Origin of the sequence: Paraburkholderia sp. MM5384-R2, assembly GCF_014201025.1 — a bacterium.
Taxonomy (GTDB): Bacteria; Pseudomonadota; Gammaproteobacteria; order Burkholderiales; family Burkholderiaceae; genus Paraburkholderia; species Paraburkholderia tuberum.
Genome location: NZ_JACHDI010000020.1, coordinates 78,702 through 99,960 on the forward strand (window position 1 = coordinate 78,702; position 21,259 = coordinate 99,960).

A 21,259-nucleotide genomic window follows, 5' to 3' on the forward strand; every position below is an offset into this window, starting at 1 on the left:
AATGGTGACCTCGTGGGTCAGCCACGCTTTAAAGTCGCATAGCGAAAACCAGTGTAATCGATGCTACTTGCGGCGACCTGATGAATATCGGACAAAAGGAAGGCACATTCAGATCGCGCGCTGCGAGTCGTCGCGCTGTCTTTCGGGAGCCCCTCACCGAACCTTGTCCTCGGAATACGCTCGCACCCGTCGACGCCGCACCACCGTCAACAAACAAACCCCACTTGCCGCCACGATATTCACCGCCGGATAAAACGCCACGGCCACACTCCATTTCGGCAGCGCAAGAATCGCGAGCGCGTATTTAAAAACACAGAGCGCAAAGTACAAAAGACTCTCACTCCACGGATCACGAATAGTCTTGCGAACCGTCGGCGCGAGGCCGACGAGTTCGATCAGCGTCACAAGACAGATCGACAACGTCGGATCATTGGTGAGTATCCAGAGCGGAATGGCCGACAAGGCAGCGGCAAGGCAAAGCCAATCAAAAGCGGTCCGCTGCCGTTCACCCCGAAAGACGCTCGATACGAGAACAAAGAAGCAGGTGGCCGCGATCGCCGCCGTACACCACGCCGAAGGACCCGCACCGGCGACGAACTGTCCCACAGCCGCAATCGCCGTGACGAGCGACCAGATCAACCAGGTAAAAAGATGAGGGCGTACGGTGCCGCGCCAGATCGCAAGTCCATAAGGCAGAAACGCGACCACGGATACGATCGATCCCATGACACCGAACAGTCGAGTCATGTCCTGATCGATGCTCATCATAGGACGATCACACCCGGCATCGCCCCCGATACCGCGCCGGCGGCGCCCCACATGCACGCGTAAAAAACCGCGTAAACGCCGTCGTCGAGGCAAAGCCGACCCGTTCGCTGATCTCGCTGATCGACATCGGTGTATGCGCGAGCAGCATGCGTGCTTCGTCGATACGCGTTTGCATCAGCACCTCGCTGAAGGTTTTGCACTCCGCCGCGAGCTTGCGTTGCAAGGTCCAGCGCGTCAGCGACAGCCGCTCGCAGACGATCGTCTGCAGGCTCTTCGGCTCGATCGCATCCGCGTGCTCGCGCAGCACGTCACGCAGACATCGCTCGACCGTCGGAGAAAAGCGGCCCTGCTCGCGAATCCGCTGCAAGATTCCATGCGCGGCATGCATGTGAATCTTCGCGAGCGGCGCGTTGTAGACCTCGAACGCGCGATCCAGCGCGGACGACTGCAACACCATCCGATTGCGAGCCTGATCGAGTTGAACGCGCACGCCCAACGTCCCGCTCAGCGCCGCGATCGCCCCGAGCCGCGCATCGGTGACACCCGCGTCGCGCACGCGCAGGCGCACGTCGTAGAGCTTTGCCACACCCGCTATCAGCGCGAAGTTGCCGAGCGCGCTCGATGCGTTGCGCCCCTCGCCCTCCGTCACATATTCGAATGCGACTTCGTCGCCGTGCTCCTGCATGACGAGCCAGTCGACATTACCGATCAGGTCGCGGTACGTGACGTAATTGCGCAATGCATCGCGCAGCGTCGGTCTATTGCAGAGCACGCCCGCAAGCTCGGGGAAATACAGCAGACCATCGAACACGTCGCCCTCGGGCGCGCCGCGCATCAGGCAGCTTTCCGCAAGCTGGAGCATTGCGACGTGCTTGTCGCCCGGCACTCGCGCATCGGCCGCGGCGATGTCGGCCTCGTCGATGCCGATATCGTGGGCCACTTTGCTGCGATCGAGGCCCTCGCGCTCCGCCGCGTCGAGCAACCCTCGATAGATGCGCGCTGAAACGGACTTCTGACGCAAATCCACTTTGCCTCCTCCGGTCGAAACCTGCCTGCGGGTTTTCCTGACTCTTCATCGGTCAAGTGCTGCACCTATCGGTCAAGCGCGTTTCGGGCGCATCCCTAGAATTTCTTTCGGCGCATTACCACGAGCGCTTAGCGTAACAGGACGCGTCACGTGCCGGTAGCGCGTCGATACAACGTGACGCAATGCAAATCACATGACCGACAACGACAACACGGAGCGAGATGATGAGAAGGAAGCTGACGATACCCTTTGCCGCAAGCGCCATCGCCTGCGGTGCCGCGCTGGTACTCGCCGCCTGCGGCAATGGCAGCAACATCAGTGACCCGCCGTTGCCGTCCGATCCCGATGCGCGCGCCGATGCGCGTGCCGCCGCGCTCGTCCAGAAGATGACGACCGCCGAAAAGATTCAGCTCGTGCACGGCGTGGGCATCCCCAACGCGGGACTCGGCGGTCCGTATCCGGCCGGCGTCAACGGAGCCGGCTACATTCCCGGCATCGCGCGGCTCGGCATTCCGGGCCTTGCGATGGCCGATTCGGCCGGCGGCGTCAATGTCGTCAACTCGAACGCGACGGCGCTGCCCGCGCCGGTGGCGCTCGCGGCAAGCTGGGACCCTACGCTGGCGAACCAATACGGCGCGCGTATCGCGACCGAGCTGCGCGTGCTCGGTTATGGCGAAGGTCTCGGCGGCGGCGTCAATCTCGCGCGCGAACCACGCAATGGCCGCACCTTCGAGTACATGGGCGAAGATCCGGTACTGACCGGCACGCTGAGCGCCGCGCGCACGATCGGCACGCAGGCGCAGAACGTCATCGCGACGATCAAGCACTACGCGATGAACGATCAGGAAACGAACCGCATGACCAGCAACTCGGTCGTCGACGAACGCACGATGCGCGAAACCGAACTGCTCGCGTTCGAACTCGGCGTCACGCAGGGAACGCCCGGCAACGTGATGTGTTCGTACAACCTGGTGAACGGCGTGTACGCGTGCGAAAACCCGTATCTGCTGACCACCGTGCTGAAGAACGAGTGGGGCTTCAAGGGCGTGGTGCAGTCGGACTGGACAGCCACGCACAGTACGGTCGCCTCGGCATTGGCTGGCCTCGATGAAGAAGAGCCCGGCGATCTCGGCGGCGGAGCGTCGATTCCGGGCTTTACGCTGACGTCGTATTTCAACACCGCGCTGACGAGCGCGGTCAACGCCGGCAGCGTGCCGATGTCGCGACTCAACGACATGGTTCAGCGCAAGCTTCGCACGATGATTCGCTATGGCGTCTTCGATTCGCCGCCAAACCCCGGAGGAAGCGTCGATCAAACCGCGGGCAATGCGCTCGCGTTGCAGGTCGCGCAGCAATCGTCGGTCTTGCTGAAGAACGCGGTGGCGAGCGGCGATTCGCAACCGGTGCTGCCGCTGAACGCGGCGGGGCTGTCGTCGATCGTGGTGATCGGCGCTCACGCGGATGCGGGCGTGCTGTCGGGCGGCGGCTCGGGCGCGGTGCCGGCGGCCGCGGGCAACGCGGTGTCCGGTTGCGTGTCGCCGTCGCCGCTGTTGAGCACCTGCGCGACGTGGTACAAGTCGGCACCGCTGGCCGCGATCCAGGCGAAGGCGCCGAACGCGAGCGTGACCTTCGTCGACGGCACGAACGCGGCGGCAGCGGCGACCGCCGCCGCGAAGGCGGACGTGGCGATCGTGTTCGCGACGCAATGGGAAAGCGAGGGCGCGGATCTGCCGAGCCTGAGCCTGCCGAGCAATACGACTGACAGCTATAACCAGAGCTACGATCAGAACGCGCTGATCAGCGCGGTCGCGGCGCAAGCGAAGCGCGTGATCGTCGTGCTCGAGAACGGCAGCCCGGTCCTGATGCCGTGGCTATCCAACGTGCACGGCGTGCTCGAAGCGTGGTATCCGGGCGTGCAGGGCGGCCAGGCGATTGCCGATCTGTTGTTCGGCGCCGTGAACCCGTCCGGCAAATTGCCGATCACGTTCCCGATGCAGGACGCGGATCTTCCGCAACCGACGATCTCGGCCACCGATATCACCGTTACCTACAGCGAAGGGCTCCTCATGGGTTATCGCTGGTATGACGGCAAGCAGATCGCGCCGCTGTTCCCGTTCGGTTATGGGCTGTCCTACACGAGCTACAGCTACTCGGGCCTCAACGCGCAAGTGGATGCGAGCGGCAACGTGAGCGTGACCTTTACCGTCAAGAATACGGGCTCGCGCGCGGGCGCGGAAATCGCCGAAGTTTATGCCGCGTTGCCGAGCGGTCTGGGCGAACCGCCGAAGCGTCTGGTCGGCTGGCAAAAGGTCGCGCTGCAGGCGGGGCAGTCGCAGCAGGTCAGCGTATCGATTGCGCCGAAGCTGCTGTCGACGTGGGACGCGACCAACCACGTATGGAAGCTCAACGGCGGCGTCTATCAGATGATCGCGGGGGCTTCTTCGCGCGATCCGGATGCGTTGACGGCGTCGGTGACGATCGCGGGGCATTGAGCGCTGAGGTTTTGAACCGGAAAGCCTGGTAGCGGGGTACGGGGTCGAGCGCCGTATCCCGCCGGCACGCGTTCGGCATGTCAGTCGCCGGGCAGACGATAAGCGAACTCGTACGAATGCGCGCCGTCGACGATGTCGATCCTGAACTCGCCTTCAATGCCGCTCAGCTCGCCCGTGCCTGAATCCGGCACGACCGTCACCGTCAGCGCCGCTGCGCCGCGATTCATCACGCCGATATGCTGCAGCACGAACGTGCCCTGCTTGCCCGCCAGCGTGCCAGTGACCTGTTCGAGCGCGACATAGCCGGCCGAGCCTTTGACGTTCGTCATCGCGCTCAGCATTTGCCCTTGGGTGGTCGCGGCGAGATCGCCGGAGATCTGCTTGTCGATCGACATGCGGCCGAGCTTCGATTCGGCCTCCGCGTTTTCGAACGGCATCGGTTGAAGGGAGACGATGAAGGTGCCTTTTGCGACGTGGTGAGTCATCGGAATTTCCTCCTGGCTTGAACGGGCGACGGCGAAGCGGCGAAACGAACCGTGACGCTTCCGAACCGTAGCACACGTCGCTGTCAGGGCGCTGCACGCGCAGTGCCGTCGCTCGTGCCGAACGCGTCCGCGAACTCGCGCTTCAACCACGCGAGCGCCGGGTCCTGGTCGTGCGCCGCGGCCCACATCAGCGAAACCTCGTAGCCCGGCACCTCGAATGGCAGCGGACTCAGCGCGAGACCGAGCGTATCGCGCCAGACGCGGCCGATGAACTCCGGCACCGTCGCGATCGCCGCCGTGCGTTGCACGATGAACGGACTGGTCGCGAAGTTCGAGCTCGAAAACACGACGTCGCGCTTCAGTCCCTGCAACTCGAGTCGTTCATCGATGAAGCCGCGCAGCTCGGCGCTGAACGAAGTCAGCACATGGCGGTGGCGCAGAAACTCGTCCATCGACAAATGCTTGCGGCGCGTCCTGACGAGCTGGGGGTTGTAGACGCTCACGAAGCGCCATGAAAACAGCGGCGTGAGTCGCTGCCACGGCACGCATTCGCGGAATACGCCGACCGCGAGTTCGATCGCGCCATCGTCGAGCATCGCGGCGGCGCGCGTCGAATCTGTGGAGCGCGCGATCAGCTTCACGCCGGGTGCGGTGTCGGCGAGGCGCGCAATGATCTCCGGCATCAGCAGCAGTTCGAGCGAATCGCTGAGGCCGATGCGGAACACGCGCTGCGCGCGGGCCGGATCGAAGACTGACGGCTGCGTGAGCGCCTGATGCAGCGATTGCAGGAACGGCTCGATCTGCCGCGCGAGTTCGAGCGCGCGCGGCGTCGGCGTCATGCCTTGCGGCGTGCGCACGAACAACTCGTCGCCGAACGTCTCGCGCAAGCGCTTGAGCGCGCCGCTGACGGCCGGTTGCCCAAGAAACAGCCGCTGCGCGGCCCGCGTGACGCTGCGCTCTTCCAGCAGCGCGCGGAAGGTCAGCAGCAGGTTCAGGTCGAAGCGCCGAAAATCATTTTCAATGATGTTGGCCATGACTTTAAACGATTTGAGTGATGGGCTCGCACCGCGCATTCTACTGCCACGGGGTCTTCCGTTCACACTCAGGAGCAAAGACATGGACTGGCAAAATCAGAAGGTCGTGGTGCTAGGTGGCTCGTCGGGCATTGGGCTCGCGCTGGTGAAGCGGCTCGTGACGGCTGGCGCGAGCGTCGTCGCGGTGGGGCGCGACCGCGCCAAACTGGACGATGCGCTGATTGGCATCGGTGGACAGATGACGAGCGAGGCGCTCGATTGCGCCGATCGCGCGGCGCTCGGACACTTCTTCGGCGGCCTCGGCCGGATCGATCATCTGGTGATGACGCTGTCGGGCGGCGAAGGCGCGGGGCCGTTTGCCGAACTGGATCTGGCCGCGCTGCGGCGTGGCTTCGAGGCCAAGTTCTGGCCGCAGCTCGAAGCCGCGCAGACCGCGCTGCCCACGTTGCGTCGCGACGGCAGCCTGACGTTTCTGACCGCGATTTCGGCGCGTATCGCGAATCCGGGCACGGCGGGTCTGGGTGCGATCAACGGCGCGCTCGAAAGCATGATCGGCACGCTGGCGCGCGAGCTTGCGCCGCTGCGCGTGAACGCGGTGTCGCCGGGTGTGATCGATACGCCGTGGTGGGACAGATTTCCCGCGAGCGTGAAGAGCGAGCTGTTTCGGCAGCAAAGCGAAACGTTACCGGTGCAGCGCGTCGGGCAGGCCGACGATGTCGCGCACGCGCTGCAGTTTCTGCTGGAGAACACGTTTATGACGGGGGCGGTGATCGAGTGTGATGGCGGCTTGCGGCTATTGTGAAGCTCGGGCGCGGGAATGCGTGGTCAGGCGTTCTTCGCCCGCTGAACGCGAACCGGCAGAAACATCGCCGCCGCGAAGCACGACAAATGCAGGCCGGCGAGCAGCACGAACGTCGGCAGAAAGCGGCCGGGCTGTGCACCCGAAACACCGTGCAACGTCGACGCTATCGCCATCGAAAGCAGCGTCGTCGCGAACGGACCGCCCACTCTCTGCGCGATGTTCAACGCAGTATTCGCAACCGCGAGCCTTTCTCTCCCGATCGACGAATACGCGGCCGAGATCGACGGCACGCTGATCGTCCCCTGACCGACGCCCGCAAAGAACAGACCGACCGCGGCCCATCCGGCGGAGAACGAATCAACGCTCAGCCACAGAAACACGAGCGTGCTCAGAAACGCCAGCAGTGCGCCGCCCGCCGCGAGCGCGCGGCAGCCGAGCCGCTCGGTCAACCATCCGAGCAGCGGAAACGAGCACATCATGCCGACGCCGGTTGCCGCGAGCAGGCCGCCCGCGTGCGCGGCCGACAAACCGCAGCCCGCGATCAGAAAAAGCGGCACTACGAGCTGCCGTCCATACATGATCGCGTTCGCGAAGAACTGCGCGAGTGCGGCGACCGAGAACGTACGTGTCGCAAACATGCGCACGTCGATCAGCGCGGTATGGCCTTTGCGCGCCGCGTACAGCGCGAAGCCGGCGAGAAACGCGACGCCCGCGAGCAGACACGCCAAGCCCACCGCTCGCGACGCGTCCTGAAGTCCATAGACAAGCGCGACGAGCCCAAGGGAGATCAACGCAAAGCCGGTGAAATCGAACGGTCGCTTCTGCGACGCGGCGGCATCGCGCGGCAGCAGCAACACCGCCATCGCGACGCCGAAAGCGCCCACCGGAACATTGACGAAGAACAGCCAGGGCCAGCTCGCGTGCGCGAGCACGAGGCCGGCCAGCACCGGGCCGAGAATCGGACCGAGCAGAATGGGTAGCGCGGTGTAGCCCATCACCCGCTCGAGGTTCTTGCCGGCCACGCGTCCGATCATCATTTGTGCCATCGGCACGAGCACACCGGCAACGAGGCCCTGGAAGATGCGCGCGCCGATCAGCTCGCCGATCGTCTGCGCCGCGCCGCACAGCATCGACGCTATCGTGAACGTCGAAAAGCAGAACAGGTACAGCCGCTTCGCGCCGATGCGGTCGACCAGCCAGCCGTTGAGCGGCAACATCAACGCCATCGCGAGCAGGTAGCCGCTGACGATCCACTGCGCGGAAGCGATCGACGCATCGAGCGTATGGCCGATCGCCGACAGCGATACGTTGACCAGCGTCGAGTCCATCTGCGACATGAACGAGCCGATCGACACGACCGCCGCGACTTTCCACACGGTCGGATCGATCCGCGTGGAAGCGGATGCGCAGGCGCGCTCGCGCATGCCGCTCATCGGTCCGCGCGTGTACAGATGAAGGTCTGGCGTTCGGTCGAGCTCATGTGCCGGCTCACGCTGCCTTGCCGCTCGCGCTCGCCGCGGCCGCAGGCTGTACCTGCTCGAGATGGCGCAGCAGCTTCGTCACCATCACGACGACGACGAACGCGAGGACCACGAAGAACAGCGCGAGCGGCGTGAGCACCTGTACCGACACGAAGCCGGCCAACCCCATCATCGCCGATGAAACCAGCAGCAGCGCGCAGCCGAGAATCGCGCTCGTCAGACCCGCGATGTGCGGGAACAGCGAGTTGCCCTTCGCCATCAGCGTCGGATACATTGCGCCGGCGCAGAAGCCCATCACGAGCACAGGCGTCGCGAGCGTCCACACGCGCAGACCGACCGTCAGCGCGAGCAGCAGCATCGCTAGCGACGCGGCCGCCATCAGCCGTGCGCCGATGCGCAGCCGCTGCTCGGCGCTCGGCAGGCCCGGACCGTGCAGGCGATTCGACAGACCGCCAAGGAAGTACATCATGCCGATGCCGAGCGCGAGGTAGCCGAAGAAGGTCGGCGGCTTGTGCAGCGTGGTCTGCACCATGAACGGCCCGACGATGTTGAACACCAGCAGGATGCTGTAGCACAGGCCCTGCGCGAGGAAGCAGCTCTGGAACACGGGGCTCGCGAGCACTTTGCGCGCGTTCGCGGTCAGCGTGCGCGGTTCGAGATGGACGGGCTGCGGCAAGGTCTCGCGATAACGCCACAGCAGCGCCCACATCACCAGCGAATAGATCAGCAGAAACACGAGGCACGCGCGCCAGCCGAACGCGGTCTGCAGATGCGCGCCGATCACCGGCGCGACGATCGGCGCGAGCCCCCACGCGATCGACATGTACGTGAACGCATGCAGCAAGGCCTGGCCCGCGAACGAATCGGTGATGATCGCTTTCGCCAGCAGGTTCGTGCTCGCGATGCCGAAGCCCTGCAGTGCGCGGGCGAGGATGAACGTCTCGAGATTGGGCGCCGCGAGCGACAGCAGGCAGCCGACCGTGTAGACCGTCAGACCGAACGCGAGCACGCGCTTGCGGCCATACGCGTCGGCGATCGGACCGAAGATCAGCTGACCGAACGCGTAGGCGACCATGTAGCCGGTGACGCTGGTCTGGATCGCTTGCGGCGAGGTGCCGAAGTAGCGCGCCATCGCGGGCAGCGCGGGCACGTAGATGTCGATGGCGAGCTGTCCCGCGGACGCGAACAGGCAGATCAGGAATAGCAGGAAGCGCGGCGAGTTCGGGGCGGAGTCGGCGGAAGCGGGGCGGTCGGCGGTGGCGTGGCTCATGGGTGCATCGAAAGGGAACACTGGCGGCGCGGGCATCGATGGGTTCGGATATCGAACGGAAAAGGCGCGAATGCCCCCGGCATTATCGCCGGGTATTGTGCCTGTGGTATGGCAGGAAGTGGGGTAGTCCCTGGCGGCGGTGTGGGATGGCGCGGCCGACGAGCGCGCTATCCCGCCGCAGCGAGGCTCATTTCGCGCAGTCCTCGATCGAGCGCAGCAACGCGCCCTGGTCTGCCGGGTCCTGGAAGAACGCGACGAAGCTCGCATGCTCGTCGTTTGCGATGCGGCCGGAGCAGTCCTTGCCTTTGAGCGGGGGGCGAGACGCCGTCCAGATCATCGCCATCACGGCGAAAGCCAGCACGACGCCTGTAAAGACGAGCCCGAGCAGTAACGACCTGGCGTCGTCCGATATTGCGTCTAGCCGATGCGAAGCCTCCCGCGGCTCGCAACTTCTGGTTGAAGGTGAGTTCATGCCAATGGCCCCCATGGTGAGCGTTGAAAAAACCAGCGCCACCATCTTCCGTCTGCACGTAAGATTGGAAAAGTTGAGTTTGCTGACCGCGTGATTCAGCTTTTCTGACCAATGCCATTCCGATTCCCATTCCGATGAGAGAAATCAGTCTCGACCGTCTGCGCACCCTTGTCGTCGTCGCCGACCTCGGCTCTTTCGCCGAGGCCGCTCGCGTTCTGCATCTCGCGCCGCCCACGGTCAGTCTGCATATCGCGGATCTCGAGAGCCGCGTCGGCGCGCCGCTGTTGTCGCGCAAACGCGGTCAGGTGCGGGCCTCGGCGATCGGCGAGACGCTGGTGGCCTATGCGCGTCAGATGCTGGCCAATGCCGAGCAGGCACTGGAGGACGTGCGGCGACAGGTGGAAGGGCTCGGCGGACGGGTTCGGCTCGGCGCTTCCACCGCGGCCATCGCGAATCTGCTGCCGCAGGCGTTGGAACGACTGGGCGCCGGGCATCCCGGCATCGATGTGCAAATCGCCGTGCTGACTTCGCAGGAAACGCTGACGCGACTCGCCCAGGAGTCGCTCGACGTGGGCATCGTGGCGCTGCCGCAAGCGCCGCTGCGAGGGCTATCGATCGAAACATGGCGCCGCGATCCGGTGGTCGCGTTCATGCCGGCCGGGTGGACGTGTCCAGCCCGCATCACGCCGCAATGGATCGCCGCGAAGCCGCTGATTCTGAACGACGCGACCACGCGGCTTTCGCGTTTGACGACGGAATGGTTCAGCGCGGCGGGGCAGCACCCCACGCCGCGCATCCAGCTCAACTACTCGGATGCGATCAAGAGTCTCGTCGCAGCGGGATACGGCGCCGCGCTGCTGCCGCAGGAACCGAGCCGCTCGTCGGCCGACGCGCGCATCGTCACACGTGCGCTGCGCCCTGCGCTATGGCGACAGCTGGGCCTGGCCTTTCGCGCGGGTACCGTGGAGCGTCCGACTCAGTATGTGCTCGACGTATTGCGGAGTTTGCGGTTGAGCTAGCGGGCCGTGTTACGTCGCCGACGCTTTCCGCCTCTCCTGCTCCTCGCGATAAAGCACGAACTCTTCCGCCAACGCTTTTGCAACGGAAGCCCTACGCGTGATTCAAGGCGGTGTCGCGGCGTGCTCCATACTCAGGTCTCGATCAGATGCAGAAACTGCCTTACCCGTGGACTGCTGCCTTCACCAAAGAAGGCTTGCGGTGTCGTGTCTTCGGCAACCACGCCGCCATCCATAAAAACAACCCGATCCGCTACATCTCGCGCAAACCGCACTTCGTGCGTGACGATCAGCATCGTCATGCCCGCTTTGGCAACGTCGCGCATGACGGTCAGGACATCCTCCCGCAGCGCTGGATCGAGGGCAGACGTGGGCTCGTCGAAGAAGATGACCTCTGGATCCATCGCGAGCGCCCGCGCGATCGCTACGCGCTGCTTCTGACCGCCGGACAGCCGTGCCGGATATTCGTTGGCTTTTGCGGCCAGGCCAACCTGTGTCAGCAGGTGAATTGCGCGCTCCGACGCTTGCGCACGAGGGACACCCTTGACGCTGACCGGACCTTCCATCACGTTTTCCAGTGCTGTCCTGTGCGGAAAGAGGTTGAACGACTGGAACACCATCGCGGTGCGCTGGCGGATCGCGCGGATCTTCTTCTGATTCTGGCGTGACGGTTTTGACAAACCGTTGCATTCGACATCAATGCCGCATACTGTCACGCTGCCGGCATCCGGTACCTCGAGGAAGTTCAGCGAGCGCAGCAGCGTGGTCTTGCCCGACCCGGAGGGACCCATTACAACGACAACCTCGCCTTTCGATACGCTGAAATCGACGCCGCGCAAGACCTGGTTGTCGCCAAATGCCTTCGAAAGTCCACGGACTTCAATCGTCCTGATATCAGTATTCATACAAAACGCCTCGAAATGCGATTCTCGAGGACGGTCTGGACTATCGTGAGAATCTGGTTGATGCCCCAGTAGATCAGGCCGACCATCAGGAACATTTCCATGTAGCGGAAGGTGGAGGCGCCGACCTGGTCGGCGACGCGGGTCAGCTCTACCACCGTAATTGTCGAAGCGAGGGATGTATCTTTGATTAGCGCAATCATGCGGCTGCCGACAGGCGGAATGGCGATGCGTAGTCCTTGGGGAAGAATAACCCGCGACATGGCTTTCCAGTAACCCATGCCCAGCGACATCGCAGCTTCCCACTGGCCTTTGTCCACCGCGTTGATGCCGGAACGGAAGTTCTCGCTCAGATACGCGGCCGAAAACAGCGTGAGCGCGAGGAGCGCGGCGGGAACCGGGTCAAGTGTCAGACCGTACCGGGGCAAACCGAAATAGATCAGCAGTATCTGCACGAGCAGCGGCGTGCCACGGAAGATGGATACATATGCGAATGCGAAGGCGCGTAGTGCACCTATGCTGGAGATACGAGCCAAGGCGACCAGCAACCCTAGCGTCGAACCGAGCACAAACGACAACAAACCGAGAAAGAGTGTCATCAGCACCGCACTCTTTAACAGCGGAAGCGAGCGCATGAAAAGCTCGATCATGACTACTCCTTTTGCGCCTTCGCTTTGGTGATCGTGCCGGGCATATCGTAATCCCGCCCGACCCACTTCCTGGCAATGGCCTCGATCGTCCCGTCAGCCATCATGTCTGCAATCGCCTTATCGACCGCTGCGAGCAGGGCCGGTTGGCCTTTCTGCAAAGCCGGCGCTGATAGCTGGTAGATCAACGGTTCGCCCACTTCCTTGACCGGTAAATGGTTGACGTTGGCGTACTTCATGCCGCCGAAGTGCGAGATGATGACCGCGTCGATACGTCCATTGCCCAGATCGCTGAAGACGAGTCCCCCGTTATCGTACGAACGGATGTCGGAGTCATGCAGGTGTGCTCGTGCCCATGTTTCATTGCTCGAGCCAGTGACCACTCCCACTCGCTTGCCTTTAAGGGTTTCCTGGCCCTTGATGTCTGTGTTGCCGGCGGGTACGAAAATGCGGAAATCCTCCACGCCGTATGGATCGCCGAAATCAACCTGTTGTTCCCGTTCAGGTGTAGGTGTGAGATCGTTCATCACGAGGTCGTACTTGCCCGTCTTCAACCCTTCCACGAAGTTCTTGAACGAATCGGCGACGAATACTACGTTCGGCACGCCAATGCGCTTGCCGACTTCCTTTGCAATTGCAACGTCATAGCCGACAGGTTGATTGTTTTCGTCAAGCATGCTCCATGGGGGACTACTCTGGGTGTTGGCCACGCGCAATGTGCCATTCGCCTTCACCTGCGCGAGAAGATCCGCTGCCTGCACAGTAGCGGGTGAACTGAATGCCGCGGAAAGCGTGACGAAACTCGCTACCGTGACAAAGCGTCTCCATCTCTTGATTGATTTCATCTCGTACTCACTCATCCAGGTAAATTGAATTAAAAAATCTACGCAGCGGTTGCCCGGGCGCGTCCGAATGCGTCAAGACCGGCATTCAGATCCGCAAGCAGCATCGCCGGGTCCTCCAACCCGATCGAAAGGCGCACGATAGGCTGGTCGGTAAGCGGGAACGCACGCTCGGCCTGCAACGGGGCCGGGTAGTAGGCAGCGAGGCTATGCACGCCTCCCCAACTCGCCCCGATGGGGAAATACTGGAGCGTATCGAAGAATGCGTTGAACGCGTCCTCCGCCGCGGGCTGGAGGATCAGGGAGAAGAGACACCCGCTGCTCGCAAAATCCCGCTTCCAGATGGCATGACCGGCATCGGACTGCAGTGCCGGGAACAGCACCTTGCTCACTTCCGGGTGACGTTCGAGTTCCCTCGCAATCTGCAGCGTTGAGGCGCTCTGGGCAGCGAAGCGGACCTTCAGGGTTTGCAGGCCGCGCATGACGAGGAAGCAGTCATCAGGGCTGGTCTGCTGGCCGAGAACGCTCTGCGTCTCGCGCAAGGTCGCGTAGTAATCCGCGTCTTTCATGCTGATGCAGCCCGCCAGGAGATCCGAATGACCACCAAAAAATTTCGTCGCGGCTTCGACGCTGAAATCCACACCATGTTCGAGCGGTTTGAAAGCGAGCGGGCTTGCCCAGGTGTTGTCCATCATCGTCAATACGCCGTGACGTTTCGCGACTTCGACGATCGCCGGAATGTCGGGCATCTCCATCGTCACCGTCCCCGGCGACTCCATGCAGATCATGCGGGTGTTGGGCTTGATGTACTTTTGAATCGCAGCCCCGATTGCCGGCGGATACAGTTCGACCTCGACGTCGAAGTGCGCCAGCCACTTATGCGCGAATGTCTTGAGCGCGCCGTAGCAGGCAGCGGACACCAGCAGGTGATCGCCGCCGCGCACGAAGCCCATCACGGTCGTCATCAGCGCGGATTGACCGGAAGGCGTCACCACGCAATGCGCGCCACCTTCGAGCTCGGCGATGCGGTGCTCCAGTTCACGAGCCGTTGGCGTTCCGGTGATGCCATAGCTGTAACCGTCCGGTTGCCGCTCCTTGCGGCGCGAAAACTCGGCCAGAGAATCGAATACAACCGTCGATGCCCGCATGACGGATGGGGACAGGCTGCGGAACGGCTGCGGCGCTTTCTGGGGATTGCTTGTCATCTTGCTCCCGGCGATGCCTCGTGGTGGATTGATGATCGAAGTTTACTTTCACGCGGGATTGCATCAACATCGGAAATAATTAGCTCAATAAGTCTAGGTTATGCGGATCAGGGATATTGAAGTGTTCAGGGCGGTCATGAACGCAGGAAGCACGAGCAAGGCGGCGGCCCTGCTCGGCATTTCGCAACCGGCTGTCAGTCAGGCCATCAGGCGTCTGGAAACCATGGCGGACTTCGGCCTGTTCGAGCGGATACGCAGCCGGCTCGTTCCCACCCAGGAAGCCGTCGCACTGATGCGTGAGGTTGACCAGTACTTTCGCGGATTCGAGGTCATCGAGCATCGAATCCGTAGTTTGCGGTCCTACGGATTGGGCCGCATGGCGATCGCCTCTCTGCCGGCACTGGGCACAGGCTTTCTGCCACGTGTCATCGCGGCGTTCGATGCCCCGTCCAGAAACGTGCAAATTTCGCTACAGGTGATGAGTTCGCGCGAAGTGCATGAGAAGGTCTCGGCTGGACAGGTGGATTTCGGCCTGATGTCCGACGAGATGTCGATGGCCGGCCTCGAACACTCGGTGTTCGCGCGTATGCGGGCTGTCGCAGTGATGAACTCGCATCATCCTTTGGCCACGCGTCCTGTCATCGCTGTTGCGGACCTGCCTGAATTTCCTTTCATCGCGCTGAATCCCGAAGACAGCACCAGGCTACGCCTGGAAACGCAACTCACGGCACGCGAAATCCGTCTCAAACCGGTCGTCGAGACGCCGTATTCGCACACGATCTGCGAACTGGCGCTCGCGGGAGTCGGTATAGGAATCGCTCATCCGCTCGTGACGTTGGACTTCGCAGAGCGGGGACTCGTCGTGAAGCCGATCGACATCGAGGTAATGTTCACAGGAGTGCTGGTGTTTCGCCCTGGTACCCCACTCACGGAAGCCGCGAGGCAGTTCATGCGGCACATGAGAATGCAGCTCGAACGTGACCAGAAGGCGCTCAAAAGGGCGCTGGCGAATTGATCGGATAGAAATCGGAGACGCTTGATCGCTACATCGCGCCTTGCCTCGTCACGTTCGACACCGCGTTCGAGCGACGGCTCGAACGCGCGCAAGCGCGAGGTGAACTCGATGCTGCCGCGAGTCCCGCGCTGATCTGCGGGACGCCAGCCAGAACATGGGCCAAAACACCAGCTAAAAAGCAGCCACGCGAGTGCGATTTGCGCGCGCGTCGTGCATCCTAAGCCGGAAACAAACTGAAACACGCAGGTTAAGCGCTTTGCGGAATAAAACGGCACACTTGGGCGTTTGCCTGATACCGGTAGCGTCGATTTTCAAACAGCTTTCACGGCATTCATCGCCCTCGCGAACGGAACCCCCATGAACACCCAAGCGAATTCCCTGACCGATTCGACCGATGCCTCTCGCCCGCCGCGCTATACGCGCACCGCGATGACGCTGCACTGGCTGATCGCGTTGCTGATGTGCGTCAATGTCGTGCTCGCTCTGTCCGCCGATTCGCTGCCCGACGACTGGGTGCGTCCGGTGATCGACACACACAAATCGATCGGCATCACGGTGCTCGGGCTCGCGCTGCTGCGCATCCTGTGGCGCGTGTCGCACAAGCCGCCGCCGTTGCCGCGCGAGTTTCCGTCGTGGGAAAAGATTGCCGCGCACCTCGCGCACTTCGCGCTGTATTTGCTGATGATTGCGTTGCCGCTGTCCGGCTGGCTGCACGATTCCGCGTGGAAAGACGCGGCCACGCATCCGATGCAGTGGTTCGGCCTGTTCCAATGGCCGCGCTTCGGCTATGTGATGCATCTCGACCCGACACTGAAAGAGACGTTGCACGATCGCTTCGGCGCGCTGCATGCATGGCTCGGTTATGCGCTCTATGCGTTGCTGGCGATGCATATCGGCGGCGCGCTCAAGCATGAGTGGCTCGATCGCAAATCGGTGTTGAAGCGCATGACGCCGTGAAGCCGCCGCGTGTTTTTGATGGCGCGCGAACACAGCTTCGCCAACTAACCGCAACCCAACTGAACCTGAAACACTCGCCTTGAAGAAGACTCTCGAACAGGCATTCGCTGTCGCGTCGCCGCGCATTCTGCCGCGTCGCGCGACGCTATCGAGCACGCTGATCCATTCCAGCGTCGTCGTGCTGTGGGCACTGCTGTTCGCGCGAGCATTCTTTCTGCGTGGCGCGCTCGCGTGGTCGACCGGTATTGCGTATGTCGCATACGACACGTTGCTGCTCGCGTTCGTCACGTGGAAGTCGTTGCCGCTCACGCGCCGCGCGGCGCCGCTCGAAGCCGACCACGAACGGCGCGAGTTGCCGGGCATGGGTGTCATCGTCGCGTCGCGTAACGAGGCGGCCGTGTTGCCGGTCACGCTCGCCGCGCTGCTGCGGCAAACGCACGGCCCCGCGCAGATCGTGATCGCCGACGACGGCTCCACCGACGCCACCGCCGAGCTGCTCACGCAACGCTTCGGCCTCACGCCCGCCGCCGATGGGGTGCTGAGCGCGCCGAGCTCGCTGCATCCGAACCTGTTCTGGCTGCGCGTGCCGCACGGCGGCAAGGCCCGCGCGCTGAACGCCGCGATCACCGTGATGACGACCGACACCGTGATGACCGTCGACGCCGACACGCTGCTCGACGACGACGCCACCTACGCGATGCGCGCCGCGTTCGCGAGCGAGCCGTCGCTCGTCGCGGCAGCGGGCATTCTCGTGCCGGTCTGCGGCAAGTCGCTGTCGGGCCGCGTGTTCCAGTGGTTCCAGACCTACGAGTACATGCGCAACTTCATCGCGCGTTTCGCGTGGATGCGCGCGGACAGCCTGCTGCTGATCTCGGGCGCATTCGCGTCGTTCCGGCGCGATGCGCTCGTCGCGGTCGGCGGCTTCGATCCGCAGTGTCTGGTCGAGGATTACGAACTGATTCACCGGCTGCGCCGCTATTCGGTGGATCACGAGCTCGGCTGGGACGTGCGCGTGGTCGGCGAAGCGCATGCGCGCACCGATGCGCCCGACACCCTCGCAAGCTTTCTGCGCCAGCGCCGCCGCTGGTTCGCGGGCTTCCTGCAGACCCAGTACTGGAACCGCGACATGACCGGCAATCCGCGCTACGGCACGCTCGGCATGCTGATGCTGCCGGTCAAGGCGGTCGACACGATGCAGCCGATCTACGGCCTCACGGCATTCGCATTGCTACTCGGTTTTCTGTTCGGCGGACACGGGGCGATCGTCGTGTCGATCTTCAGCGTGATCGGCCTGAAAACGGCGATCGATCTGGCGTTTTACCTGTGGAGCATCCATCTCTACCGGCGCTGGACCGGCGAGCGCAGTGGCAACAGTCTCGGCATGGCGATGCTCGCGGCCGTTGCGGAGCCGTTCACGTTCCAGCTCGCGCGTCATCTGGGCGCCGCGCTCGGCTGGCTGCATTTTCTGCGCGGCGGCCGCGCGTGGGGCGTGCAACGGCGCTCCGGGCTCGTCGCGCTCGACGAGGATTGAGCAGCTCGAAGTGCAGGTCAATGTTTCTGTAGGGCGGGTGTGGTAAAGGTAGCTCGTTCATCCTGATGCGCGCTGCCGCGCAATGTGTGCTGCGATGCATCGCGCATGCCGGCGAAAGTGCCATGCGACGGCTGCATCAAGTAGACTGGTGAAGATGCCGCGCTGCCTTGCAGCGCGGCAACCTTCCATCCGCTGGTGCACGGAGGCTTGACCTATGCATGCAGTTCCCCCGCTCGAACAGGAACAGGAATCCGCAGGCGCAACGCTCGCTGCCGCGCCTGCTCAAGCCACTCACGAGGCGCCGGTGCGCGATCTGCGCCGCGTCGCCATTCATCCGGATTACTGGTACCCACTCGCGTGGTCGCATGAAGTGAAGCGCGGCAAGACGCTCGGCGTGACCTTCGCCGGCGATCCGATCGTGCTCGCGCGCACCGAGAGCGGCAAAGTGTTCGCGCTGGAAGATCGCTGCGCGCATCGGCAGGTGCCGCTGCATCAGGGCGTGGTCGACGGCGAATCGATTCGCTGCGGCTATCACGGCTGGACCTACGACTGCTCCGGCAAGTGCATCGACGTGCCGTACCTCGGCCGCGAGCGTCTACCGAACGGTGTGCGCTCGTATCCGTGTCAGGAAGTGGAGGGGCTGATCTTCGTGTTTCCCGGCGACGCCGCGCTCGCGGAGGAGCGGCCGTTGCCGGGCTTTCGCTCGGTGTCCGACCCGAAGTACAAGACGCGCCGATTCGGCCGTCCGGTCAAGTGTCATTATTCGTTCATGCACGAGAATCTGATGGACATGAATCATCAGTTCCTGCATCGCCGCCAGATGGGGCGCATGCGCGCGCGTTCGCTCGGGCGGCGGCGCGGTGAGGGCTGGGTCGAGGTCGACTACACGTTTGCGCGCATGGAGGGGCAGCAGCCGCTAGGCGAGGCGATGGTGTTCGGCGAGAGGCGCAAGACCGGTGGCTCCGGCGACAAAGACGTCATGACGATCCGCACCGAATACCCGTTCCAGACGCTGCAAATCCGCAACGACGAGCAGACGCTGGTGATGGACCTGTGGATCGTCTATGTGCCGCTCGACCGCGAGCAGCGCACCAACCGAACGTTCGGGCTGCTGTCGATCCGCAAGCCCGGCATTCCGGGTGTGATGAATCTCGCATGGCCGCTGCTGGTGTGGTTCACCGAACGCATTTTCAAGGAGGATCGCGAGATCGTCGAGGCGGAGCAGCGCGCCCACGATTCGCAGGGAGCGGACTGGAATCACGAGGTGTTCCCGGTCATCAACGACTTGCGCGCGCTGCTGCGCGAGTGCGGCGCGCCGGACCAGGTGGTCGGCGCGGGCACCGGCGATACGGCGGTGATCCGTTTCTGGGATTCGCGTCACGGCGATCCGCTCGCCAAGACCTGAGCGCGGCGCGGCGCGGGTGTGTTCACCGGCGCCGCGCACCCCGTCCCGCCACGGCTTTCCCCCTCGCCTGGAATTAATCCATCTCCCCACGGTAGACAATGCGCGGCGCGCGAGCGGCGATAATATCGCCCGGTACTTTGATTGCGCGCGAGTTTGCGCCAATCGACATTCGTCGCGTCCGCACCCGTGTACCATTGCGCTTTTTCCGAACTTCAAGACTCGCTCGTGACCACGCAACAAACCCCCGCCAACTCGCGTAAATCCCTCACTCTGCTGCAGTTGCTTGGCCTGATCGGCGCCGCTGGCCTGATCGCCTCGATCGCGCTGAATCTGCTGGTCCACGCGCACTGAAGCAGCGCCCGCGTCGCGCGGGCAGCCTTGTGCCGGCGCGCGTCGCCGGCTTTCTCGAGATTTTTGATTGCCATGTACAAGAAGGGCGTAGCCGTAGAAATCCAGTTTTCCCCCGAGCGGCTCAACGACGGCGCCGGCGATCCGTACTGGATCGATCTGACCCGCGACGAAGCGCAGCGCCTGCTCGACAGCCTGAAGGCGCGGCTCGCGGGAACCGGTAGCGGCACGGTCGCGCCGCTCGTCGTGAGCCTCGATGCGACGGCGCGCACGTGCGCGGCGGATGCCGCTGCGACCGGTACGCCCGATGCGCCGTCGGCCGCGAACGTCGCCACAGCCGACGACTTCAAGCAATGGGTCTGCGTGATCTGCGGCTGGGTCTACGACGAAGCCGCCGGCGTGCCGGAAGAGGGCATCGCGCCGGGCACGCGCTGGGCCGATGTGCCGGCCGACTGGCGCTGCCCGCTGTGCGATGTGGGCAAGGAAGATTTTGCGCTGGTGGAGTTTTAAGCGGCGGGCCGAGGCTCGCCTGATAAACCTGCTCTACGCCGTCCCTTCCGGATAATCCGCCCCCTCGCTCGTCGCTCGCCAGGTGTCGAAATCGCCGCGCAGAAAGTCAAGCTTCGTGTACGCGAGATCGAGCGCGGTCTTGCCGAGCAGCAGCCGCAGCGGCGGCGCGTCCGACAACGCCGCATCGATGATCGCCTGCGCGGCGCGCACCGGGTCGCCGGCCTGCTTGCCGCTGCGCGCTTCGGTCTGCTTGCGGCGCTCGCCGGCGGTCGACGCATAGTCGTCGATCAACGTTGCCGACTGCTTGATCGACGGACCCGCCCAGTTGGTGCGAAACGGCCCAGGCTCGACGATCAGCACGCCGATGCCGAGCGGTTTCACTTCCAGCGCGAGCGATTCCGACAGCCCTTCCACTGCGTACTTCGTCGCATGGTAGTAGCCGGTCGCCGCGAAACTCGCAATCCCGCCAATCGACGACACGTTGACGATCAAACCGCTGCGCTGCTCGCGCATGATCGGCAGCACGGCCTTCGTGATGTCGACGAGGCCGAACACGTTGGTCTCGAACATCGCGCGGACTTCGCTGTCCTCGCCTTCCTCGATCGCGGCCAGATAACCGTAGCCCGCGTTGTTGACGAGCACGTCGACGCGGCCGAAATGGCGCTTCGCCTGCGCGACCACCGTTTCTATCTGCGCGCGATTGGTCACGTCGAGCGGCAGCACCAGCGCGCGCTCGCCGTGCCCCTCTGCGATGTCCTTCACTTTCGATGCATCGCGCGCGGTGACGACCGCGCGCCAGCCGCGTTCGAGCACGAGCTTCGCGAGCTCGCGGCCGAAGCCGGTGGAACAGCCTGTGATCAGCCAGACGGGATTGTCTCGATTCATCATTTGGAACACTCCTGTTGAGGGTCTATGACGTGAAGGCTGGGAAACGGCGCTAAAAACGGCGCCCCGATGCGGCGCAGACGCGCGGCGCGTCGGCAATCGGTATGCGGGTGATGTCAGCTCGAAGCGTGCCCGGTTCGCGCGGCGGACGGTTCGGGCGGTGGC

At 63.5% G+C, this 21,259-nt stretch carries 21 protein-coding genes; 9 read left to right on the top strand and 12 right to left on the bottom strand.

What is annotated here, in order from left to right; genetic code table 11:
* Positions 1–153 precede the first annotated feature (153 nt).
* Both HDG37_RS27200 and HDG37_RS27205 read right to left on the bottom strand, forming a co-directional pair.
* Positions 154–768, bottom strand: a complete 615-nt coding sequence (locus tag HDG37_RS27200; protein ID WP_184052813.1) for a hypothetical protein — start codon at positions 766–768, stop codon at positions 154–156.
* A gap of 7 nt (positions 769–775) precedes the next feature.
* Positions 776–1,795, bottom strand: a complete 1,020-nt coding sequence (locus HDG37_RS27205) for an AraC family transcriptional regulator (protein ID WP_184052815.1) — start codon at positions 1,793–1,795, stop codon at positions 776–778.
* 224 nt (positions 1,796–2,019) lie between these two features.
* Here HDG37_RS27205 and HDG37_RS27210 point away from each other — a divergent pair, with 224 nt between their 5' ends.
* Positions 2,020–4,287, top strand: a complete 2,268-nt coding sequence (locus HDG37_RS27210; RefSeq protein WP_184052968.1) for a beta-glucosidase — start codon at positions 2,020–2,022, stop codon at positions 4,285–4,287.
* Positions 4,288–4,367: 80 nt separating this feature from the next.
* On the opposite strand, the gene HDG37_RS27215 is transcribed toward HDG37_RS27210, so the two are convergent.
* Positions 4,368–4,772 (bottom strand): DUF3224 domain-containing protein, encoded by a 405-nt coding sequence (locus tag HDG37_RS27215; protein ID WP_184052817.1) that lies wholly within the window; start codon positions 4,770–4,772, stop codon positions 4,368–4,370.
* 83 nt (positions 4,773–4,855) lie between these two features.
* Positions 4,856–5,806, bottom strand: coding sequence for a LysR family transcriptional regulator (locus HDG37_RS27220; protein ID WP_184052819.1), 951 nt, complete (start codon positions 5,804–5,806; stop codon positions 4,856–4,858).
* A gap of 82 nt (positions 5,807–5,888) precedes the next feature.
* Between HDG37_RS27220 and HDG37_RS27225 the strand changes: the two genes are divergently transcribed.
* The gene (locus HDG37_RS27225) at positions 5,889–6,608 is read left to right on the top strand and encodes an SDR family oxidoreductase (RefSeq protein WP_184052821.1); all 720 of its coding nucleotides are present in this window, start codon (positions 5,889–5,891) and stop codon (positions 6,606–6,608) included.
* A 23-nt stretch (positions 6,609–6,631) separates the two neighbouring features.
* Here HDG37_RS27225 and HDG37_RS27230 read toward each other — a convergent pair whose 3' ends face one another.
* The 3 genes from HDG37_RS27230 to HDG37_RS27240 all read right to left on the bottom strand — a co-directional run bounded on the left by HDG37_RS27230 (position 6,632) and on the right by HDG37_RS27240 (position 9,831).
* Positions 6,632–8,041: a DHA2 family efflux MFS transporter permease subunit gene (locus HDG37_RS27230; protein WP_184052823.1), complete on the bottom strand. Its 1,410-nt coding sequence runs from the start codon at positions 8,039–8,041 to the stop codon at positions 6,632–6,634.
* Positions 8,042–8,096: 55 nt separating this feature from the next.
* Positions 8,097–9,359 carry a multidrug effflux MFS transporter gene (locus tag HDG37_RS27235; RefSeq protein ID WP_184052825.1) on the bottom strand — a complete coding sequence of 421 codons (1,263 nt, stop codon included), beginning with the start codon at positions 9,357–9,359 and terminating at the stop codon, positions 8,097–8,099.
* Between the two features lie 187 nt (positions 9,360–9,546).
* Entirely contained in the window at positions 9,547–9,831 is a 285-nt protein-coding gene (locus tag HDG37_RS27240; protein WP_221312147.1) for a hypothetical protein, read from the bottom strand.
* A 134-nt stretch (positions 9,832–9,965) separates the two neighbouring features.
* Here HDG37_RS27240 and HDG37_RS27245 point away from each other — a divergent pair, with 134 nt between their 5' ends.
* Positions 9,966–10,850, top strand: coding sequence for a LysR family transcriptional regulator (locus HDG37_RS27245; RefSeq protein WP_184052827.1), 885 nt, complete (start codon positions 9,966–9,968; stop codon positions 10,848–10,850).
* A gap of 131 nt (positions 10,851–10,981) precedes the next feature.
* Here HDG37_RS27245 and HDG37_RS27250 read toward each other — a convergent pair whose 3' ends face one another.
* The 4 genes from HDG37_RS27250 to metC are packed head-to-tail and all read right to left on the bottom strand — an operon-like array spanning position 10,982 to position 14,443.
* Positions 10,982–11,752 (bottom strand): amino acid ABC transporter ATP-binding protein, encoded by a 771-nt coding sequence (locus HDG37_RS27250; protein WP_184030627.1) that lies wholly within the window; start codon positions 11,750–11,752, stop codon positions 10,982–10,984.
* Positions 11,749–12,399: an amino acid ABC transporter permease gene (locus HDG37_RS27255; RefSeq protein WP_090808002.1), complete on the bottom strand. Its 651-nt coding sequence runs from the start codon at positions 12,397–12,399 to the stop codon at positions 11,749–11,751. The genes HDG37_RS27250 and HDG37_RS27255 overlap by 4 nt, the downstream gene beginning before the upstream one ends.
* Positions 12,400–12,401: 2 nt before the next feature.
* The gene (locus HDG37_RS27260; RefSeq protein ID WP_260335063.1) at positions 12,402–13,241 is read right to left on the bottom strand and encodes an ABC transporter substrate-binding protein; all 840 of its coding nucleotides are present in this window, start codon (positions 13,239–13,241) and stop codon (positions 12,402–12,404) included.
* Between the two features lie 38 nt (positions 13,242–13,279).
* On the bottom strand, positions 13,280–14,443 hold the full coding sequence (gene metC, locus HDG37_RS27265; RefSeq protein ID WP_184052831.1) for a cystathionine beta-lyase: 1,164 nt from the start codon (positions 14,441–14,443) through the stop codon (positions 13,280–13,282).
* Positions 14,444–14,543: 100 nt separating this feature from the next.
* Between metC and HDG37_RS27270 the strand changes: the two genes are divergently transcribed.
* From HDG37_RS27270 to HDG37_RS27295, 6 genes are all read left to right on the top strand, one after another.
* On the top strand, positions 14,544–15,458 hold the full coding sequence (locus tag HDG37_RS27270; RefSeq protein WP_184052833.1) for a LysR substrate-binding domain-containing protein: 915 nt from the start codon (positions 14,544–14,546) through the stop codon (positions 15,456–15,458).
* Positions 15,459–15,815: 357 nt separating this feature from the next.
* Positions 15,816–16,415 (top strand): cytochrome b, encoded by a 600-nt coding sequence (locus HDG37_RS27275; protein ID WP_090807993.1) that lies wholly within the window; start codon positions 15,816–15,818, stop codon positions 16,413–16,415.
* Positions 16,416–16,494: 79 nt separating this feature from the next.
* On the top strand, positions 16,495–17,946 hold the full coding sequence (locus HDG37_RS27280) for a glycosyltransferase family 2 protein (protein ID WP_184052835.1): 1,452 nt from the start codon (positions 16,495–16,497) through the stop codon (positions 17,944–17,946).
* Between the two features lie 214 nt (positions 17,947–18,160).
* Positions 18,161–19,351 carry an aromatic ring-hydroxylating dioxygenase subunit alpha gene (locus HDG37_RS27285; RefSeq protein ID WP_184052838.1) on the top strand — a complete coding sequence of 397 codons (1,191 nt, stop codon included), beginning with the start codon at positions 18,161–18,163 and terminating at the stop codon, positions 19,349–19,351.
* Between the two features lie 225 nt (positions 19,352–19,576).
* Positions 19,577–19,702, top strand: coding sequence for a hypothetical protein (locus HDG37_RS39530; RefSeq protein WP_260335064.1), 126 nt, complete (start codon positions 19,577–19,579; stop codon positions 19,700–19,702).
* A gap of 72 nt (positions 19,703–19,774) precedes the next feature.
* On the top strand, positions 19,775–20,209 hold the full coding sequence (locus HDG37_RS27295) for a rubredoxin (protein ID WP_184030601.1): 435 nt from the start codon (positions 19,775–19,777) through the stop codon (positions 20,207–20,209).
* Positions 20,210–20,242: 33 nt separating this feature from the next.
* Here the strand turns inward: HDG37_RS27295 and HDG37_RS27300 are convergent, their stop codons facing one another.
* On the bottom strand, positions 20,243–21,097 hold the full coding sequence (locus tag HDG37_RS27300; RefSeq protein ID WP_184052841.1) for an oxidoreductase: 855 nt from the start codon (positions 21,095–21,097) through the stop codon (positions 20,243–20,245).
* Positions 21,098–21,259 lie beyond the last annotated feature (162 nt).

What these genes read in the sequence shown, in the direction of transcription:
- metC (WP_184052831.1), bottom strand. Translation starts at nt 14,443, where the DNA reads ATGACAAGCAATCCCCAGAAAGCGCCGCAGCCGTTCCGCAGCCTGTCC.
- HDG37_RS27255 (WP_090808002.1), bottom strand. Translation starts at nt 12,399, where the DNA reads ATGATCGAGCTTTTCATGCGCTCGCTTCCGCTGTTAAAGAGTGCGGTG.
- HDG37_RS27225 (WP_184052821.1), top strand. Translation starts at nt 5,889, where the DNA reads ATGGACTGGCAAAATCAGAAGGTCGTGGTGCTAGGTGGCTCGTCGGGC.
- HDG37_RS27300 (WP_184052841.1), bottom strand. Translation starts at nt 21,097, where the DNA reads ATGATGAATCGAGACAATCCCGTCTGGCTGATCACAGGCTGTTCCACC.
- HDG37_RS27240 (WP_221312147.1), bottom strand. Translation starts at nt 9,831, where the DNA reads ATGAACTCACCTTCAACCAGAAGTTGCGAGCCGCGGGAGGCTTCGCAT.
- HDG37_RS27270 (WP_184052833.1), top strand. Translation starts at nt 14,544, where the DNA reads ATGCGGATCAGGGATATTGAAGTGTTCAGGGCGGTCATGAACGCAGGA.
- HDG37_RS27230 (WP_184052823.1), bottom strand. Translation starts at nt 8,041, where the DNA reads ATGAGCGGCATGCGCGAGCGCGCCTGCGCATCCGCTTCCACGCGGATC.
- HDG37_RS27250 (WP_184030627.1), bottom strand. Translation starts at nt 11,752, where the DNA reads ATGAATACTGATATCAGGACGATTGAAGTCCGTGGACTTTCGAAGGCA.
- HDG37_RS27245 (WP_184052827.1), top strand. Translation starts at nt 9,966, where the DNA reads ATGAGAGAAATCAGTCTCGACCGTCTGCGCACCCTTGTCGTCGTCGCC.
- HDG37_RS27235 (WP_184052825.1), bottom strand. Translation starts at nt 9,359, where the DNA reads ATGAGCCACGCCACCGCCGACCGCCCCGCTTCCGCCGACTCCGCCCCG.
- HDG37_RS27260 (WP_260335063.1), bottom strand. Translation starts at nt 13,241, where the DNA reads ATGAAATCAATCAAGAGATGGAGACGCTTTGTCACGGTAGCGAGTTTC.
- HDG37_RS27220 (WP_184052819.1), bottom strand. Translation starts at nt 5,806, where the DNA reads ATGGCCAACATCATTGAAAATGATTTTCGGCGCTTCGACCTGAACCTG.
- HDG37_RS27275 (WP_090807993.1), top strand. Translation starts at nt 15,816, where the DNA reads ATGAACACCCAAGCGAATTCCCTGACCGATTCGACCGATGCCTCTCGC.
- HDG37_RS27285 (WP_184052838.1), top strand. Translation starts at nt 18,161, where the DNA reads ATGCATGCAGTTCCCCCGCTCGAACAGGAACAGGAATCCGCAGGCGCA.
- HDG37_RS27295 (WP_184030601.1), top strand. Translation starts at nt 19,775, where the DNA reads ATGTACAAGAAGGGCGTAGCCGTAGAAATCCAGTTTTCCCCCGAGCGG.
- HDG37_RS27210 (WP_184052968.1), top strand. Translation starts at nt 2,020, where the DNA reads ATGAGAAGGAAGCTGACGATACCCTTTGCCGCAAGCGCCATCGCCTGC.
- HDG37_RS27200 (WP_184052813.1), bottom strand. Translation starts at nt 768, where the DNA reads ATGATGAGCATCGATCAGGACATGACTCGACTGTTCGGTGTCATGGGA.
- HDG37_RS27215 (WP_184052817.1), bottom strand. Translation starts at nt 4,772, where the DNA reads ATGACTCACCACGTCGCAAAAGGCACCTTCATCGTCTCCCTTCAACCG.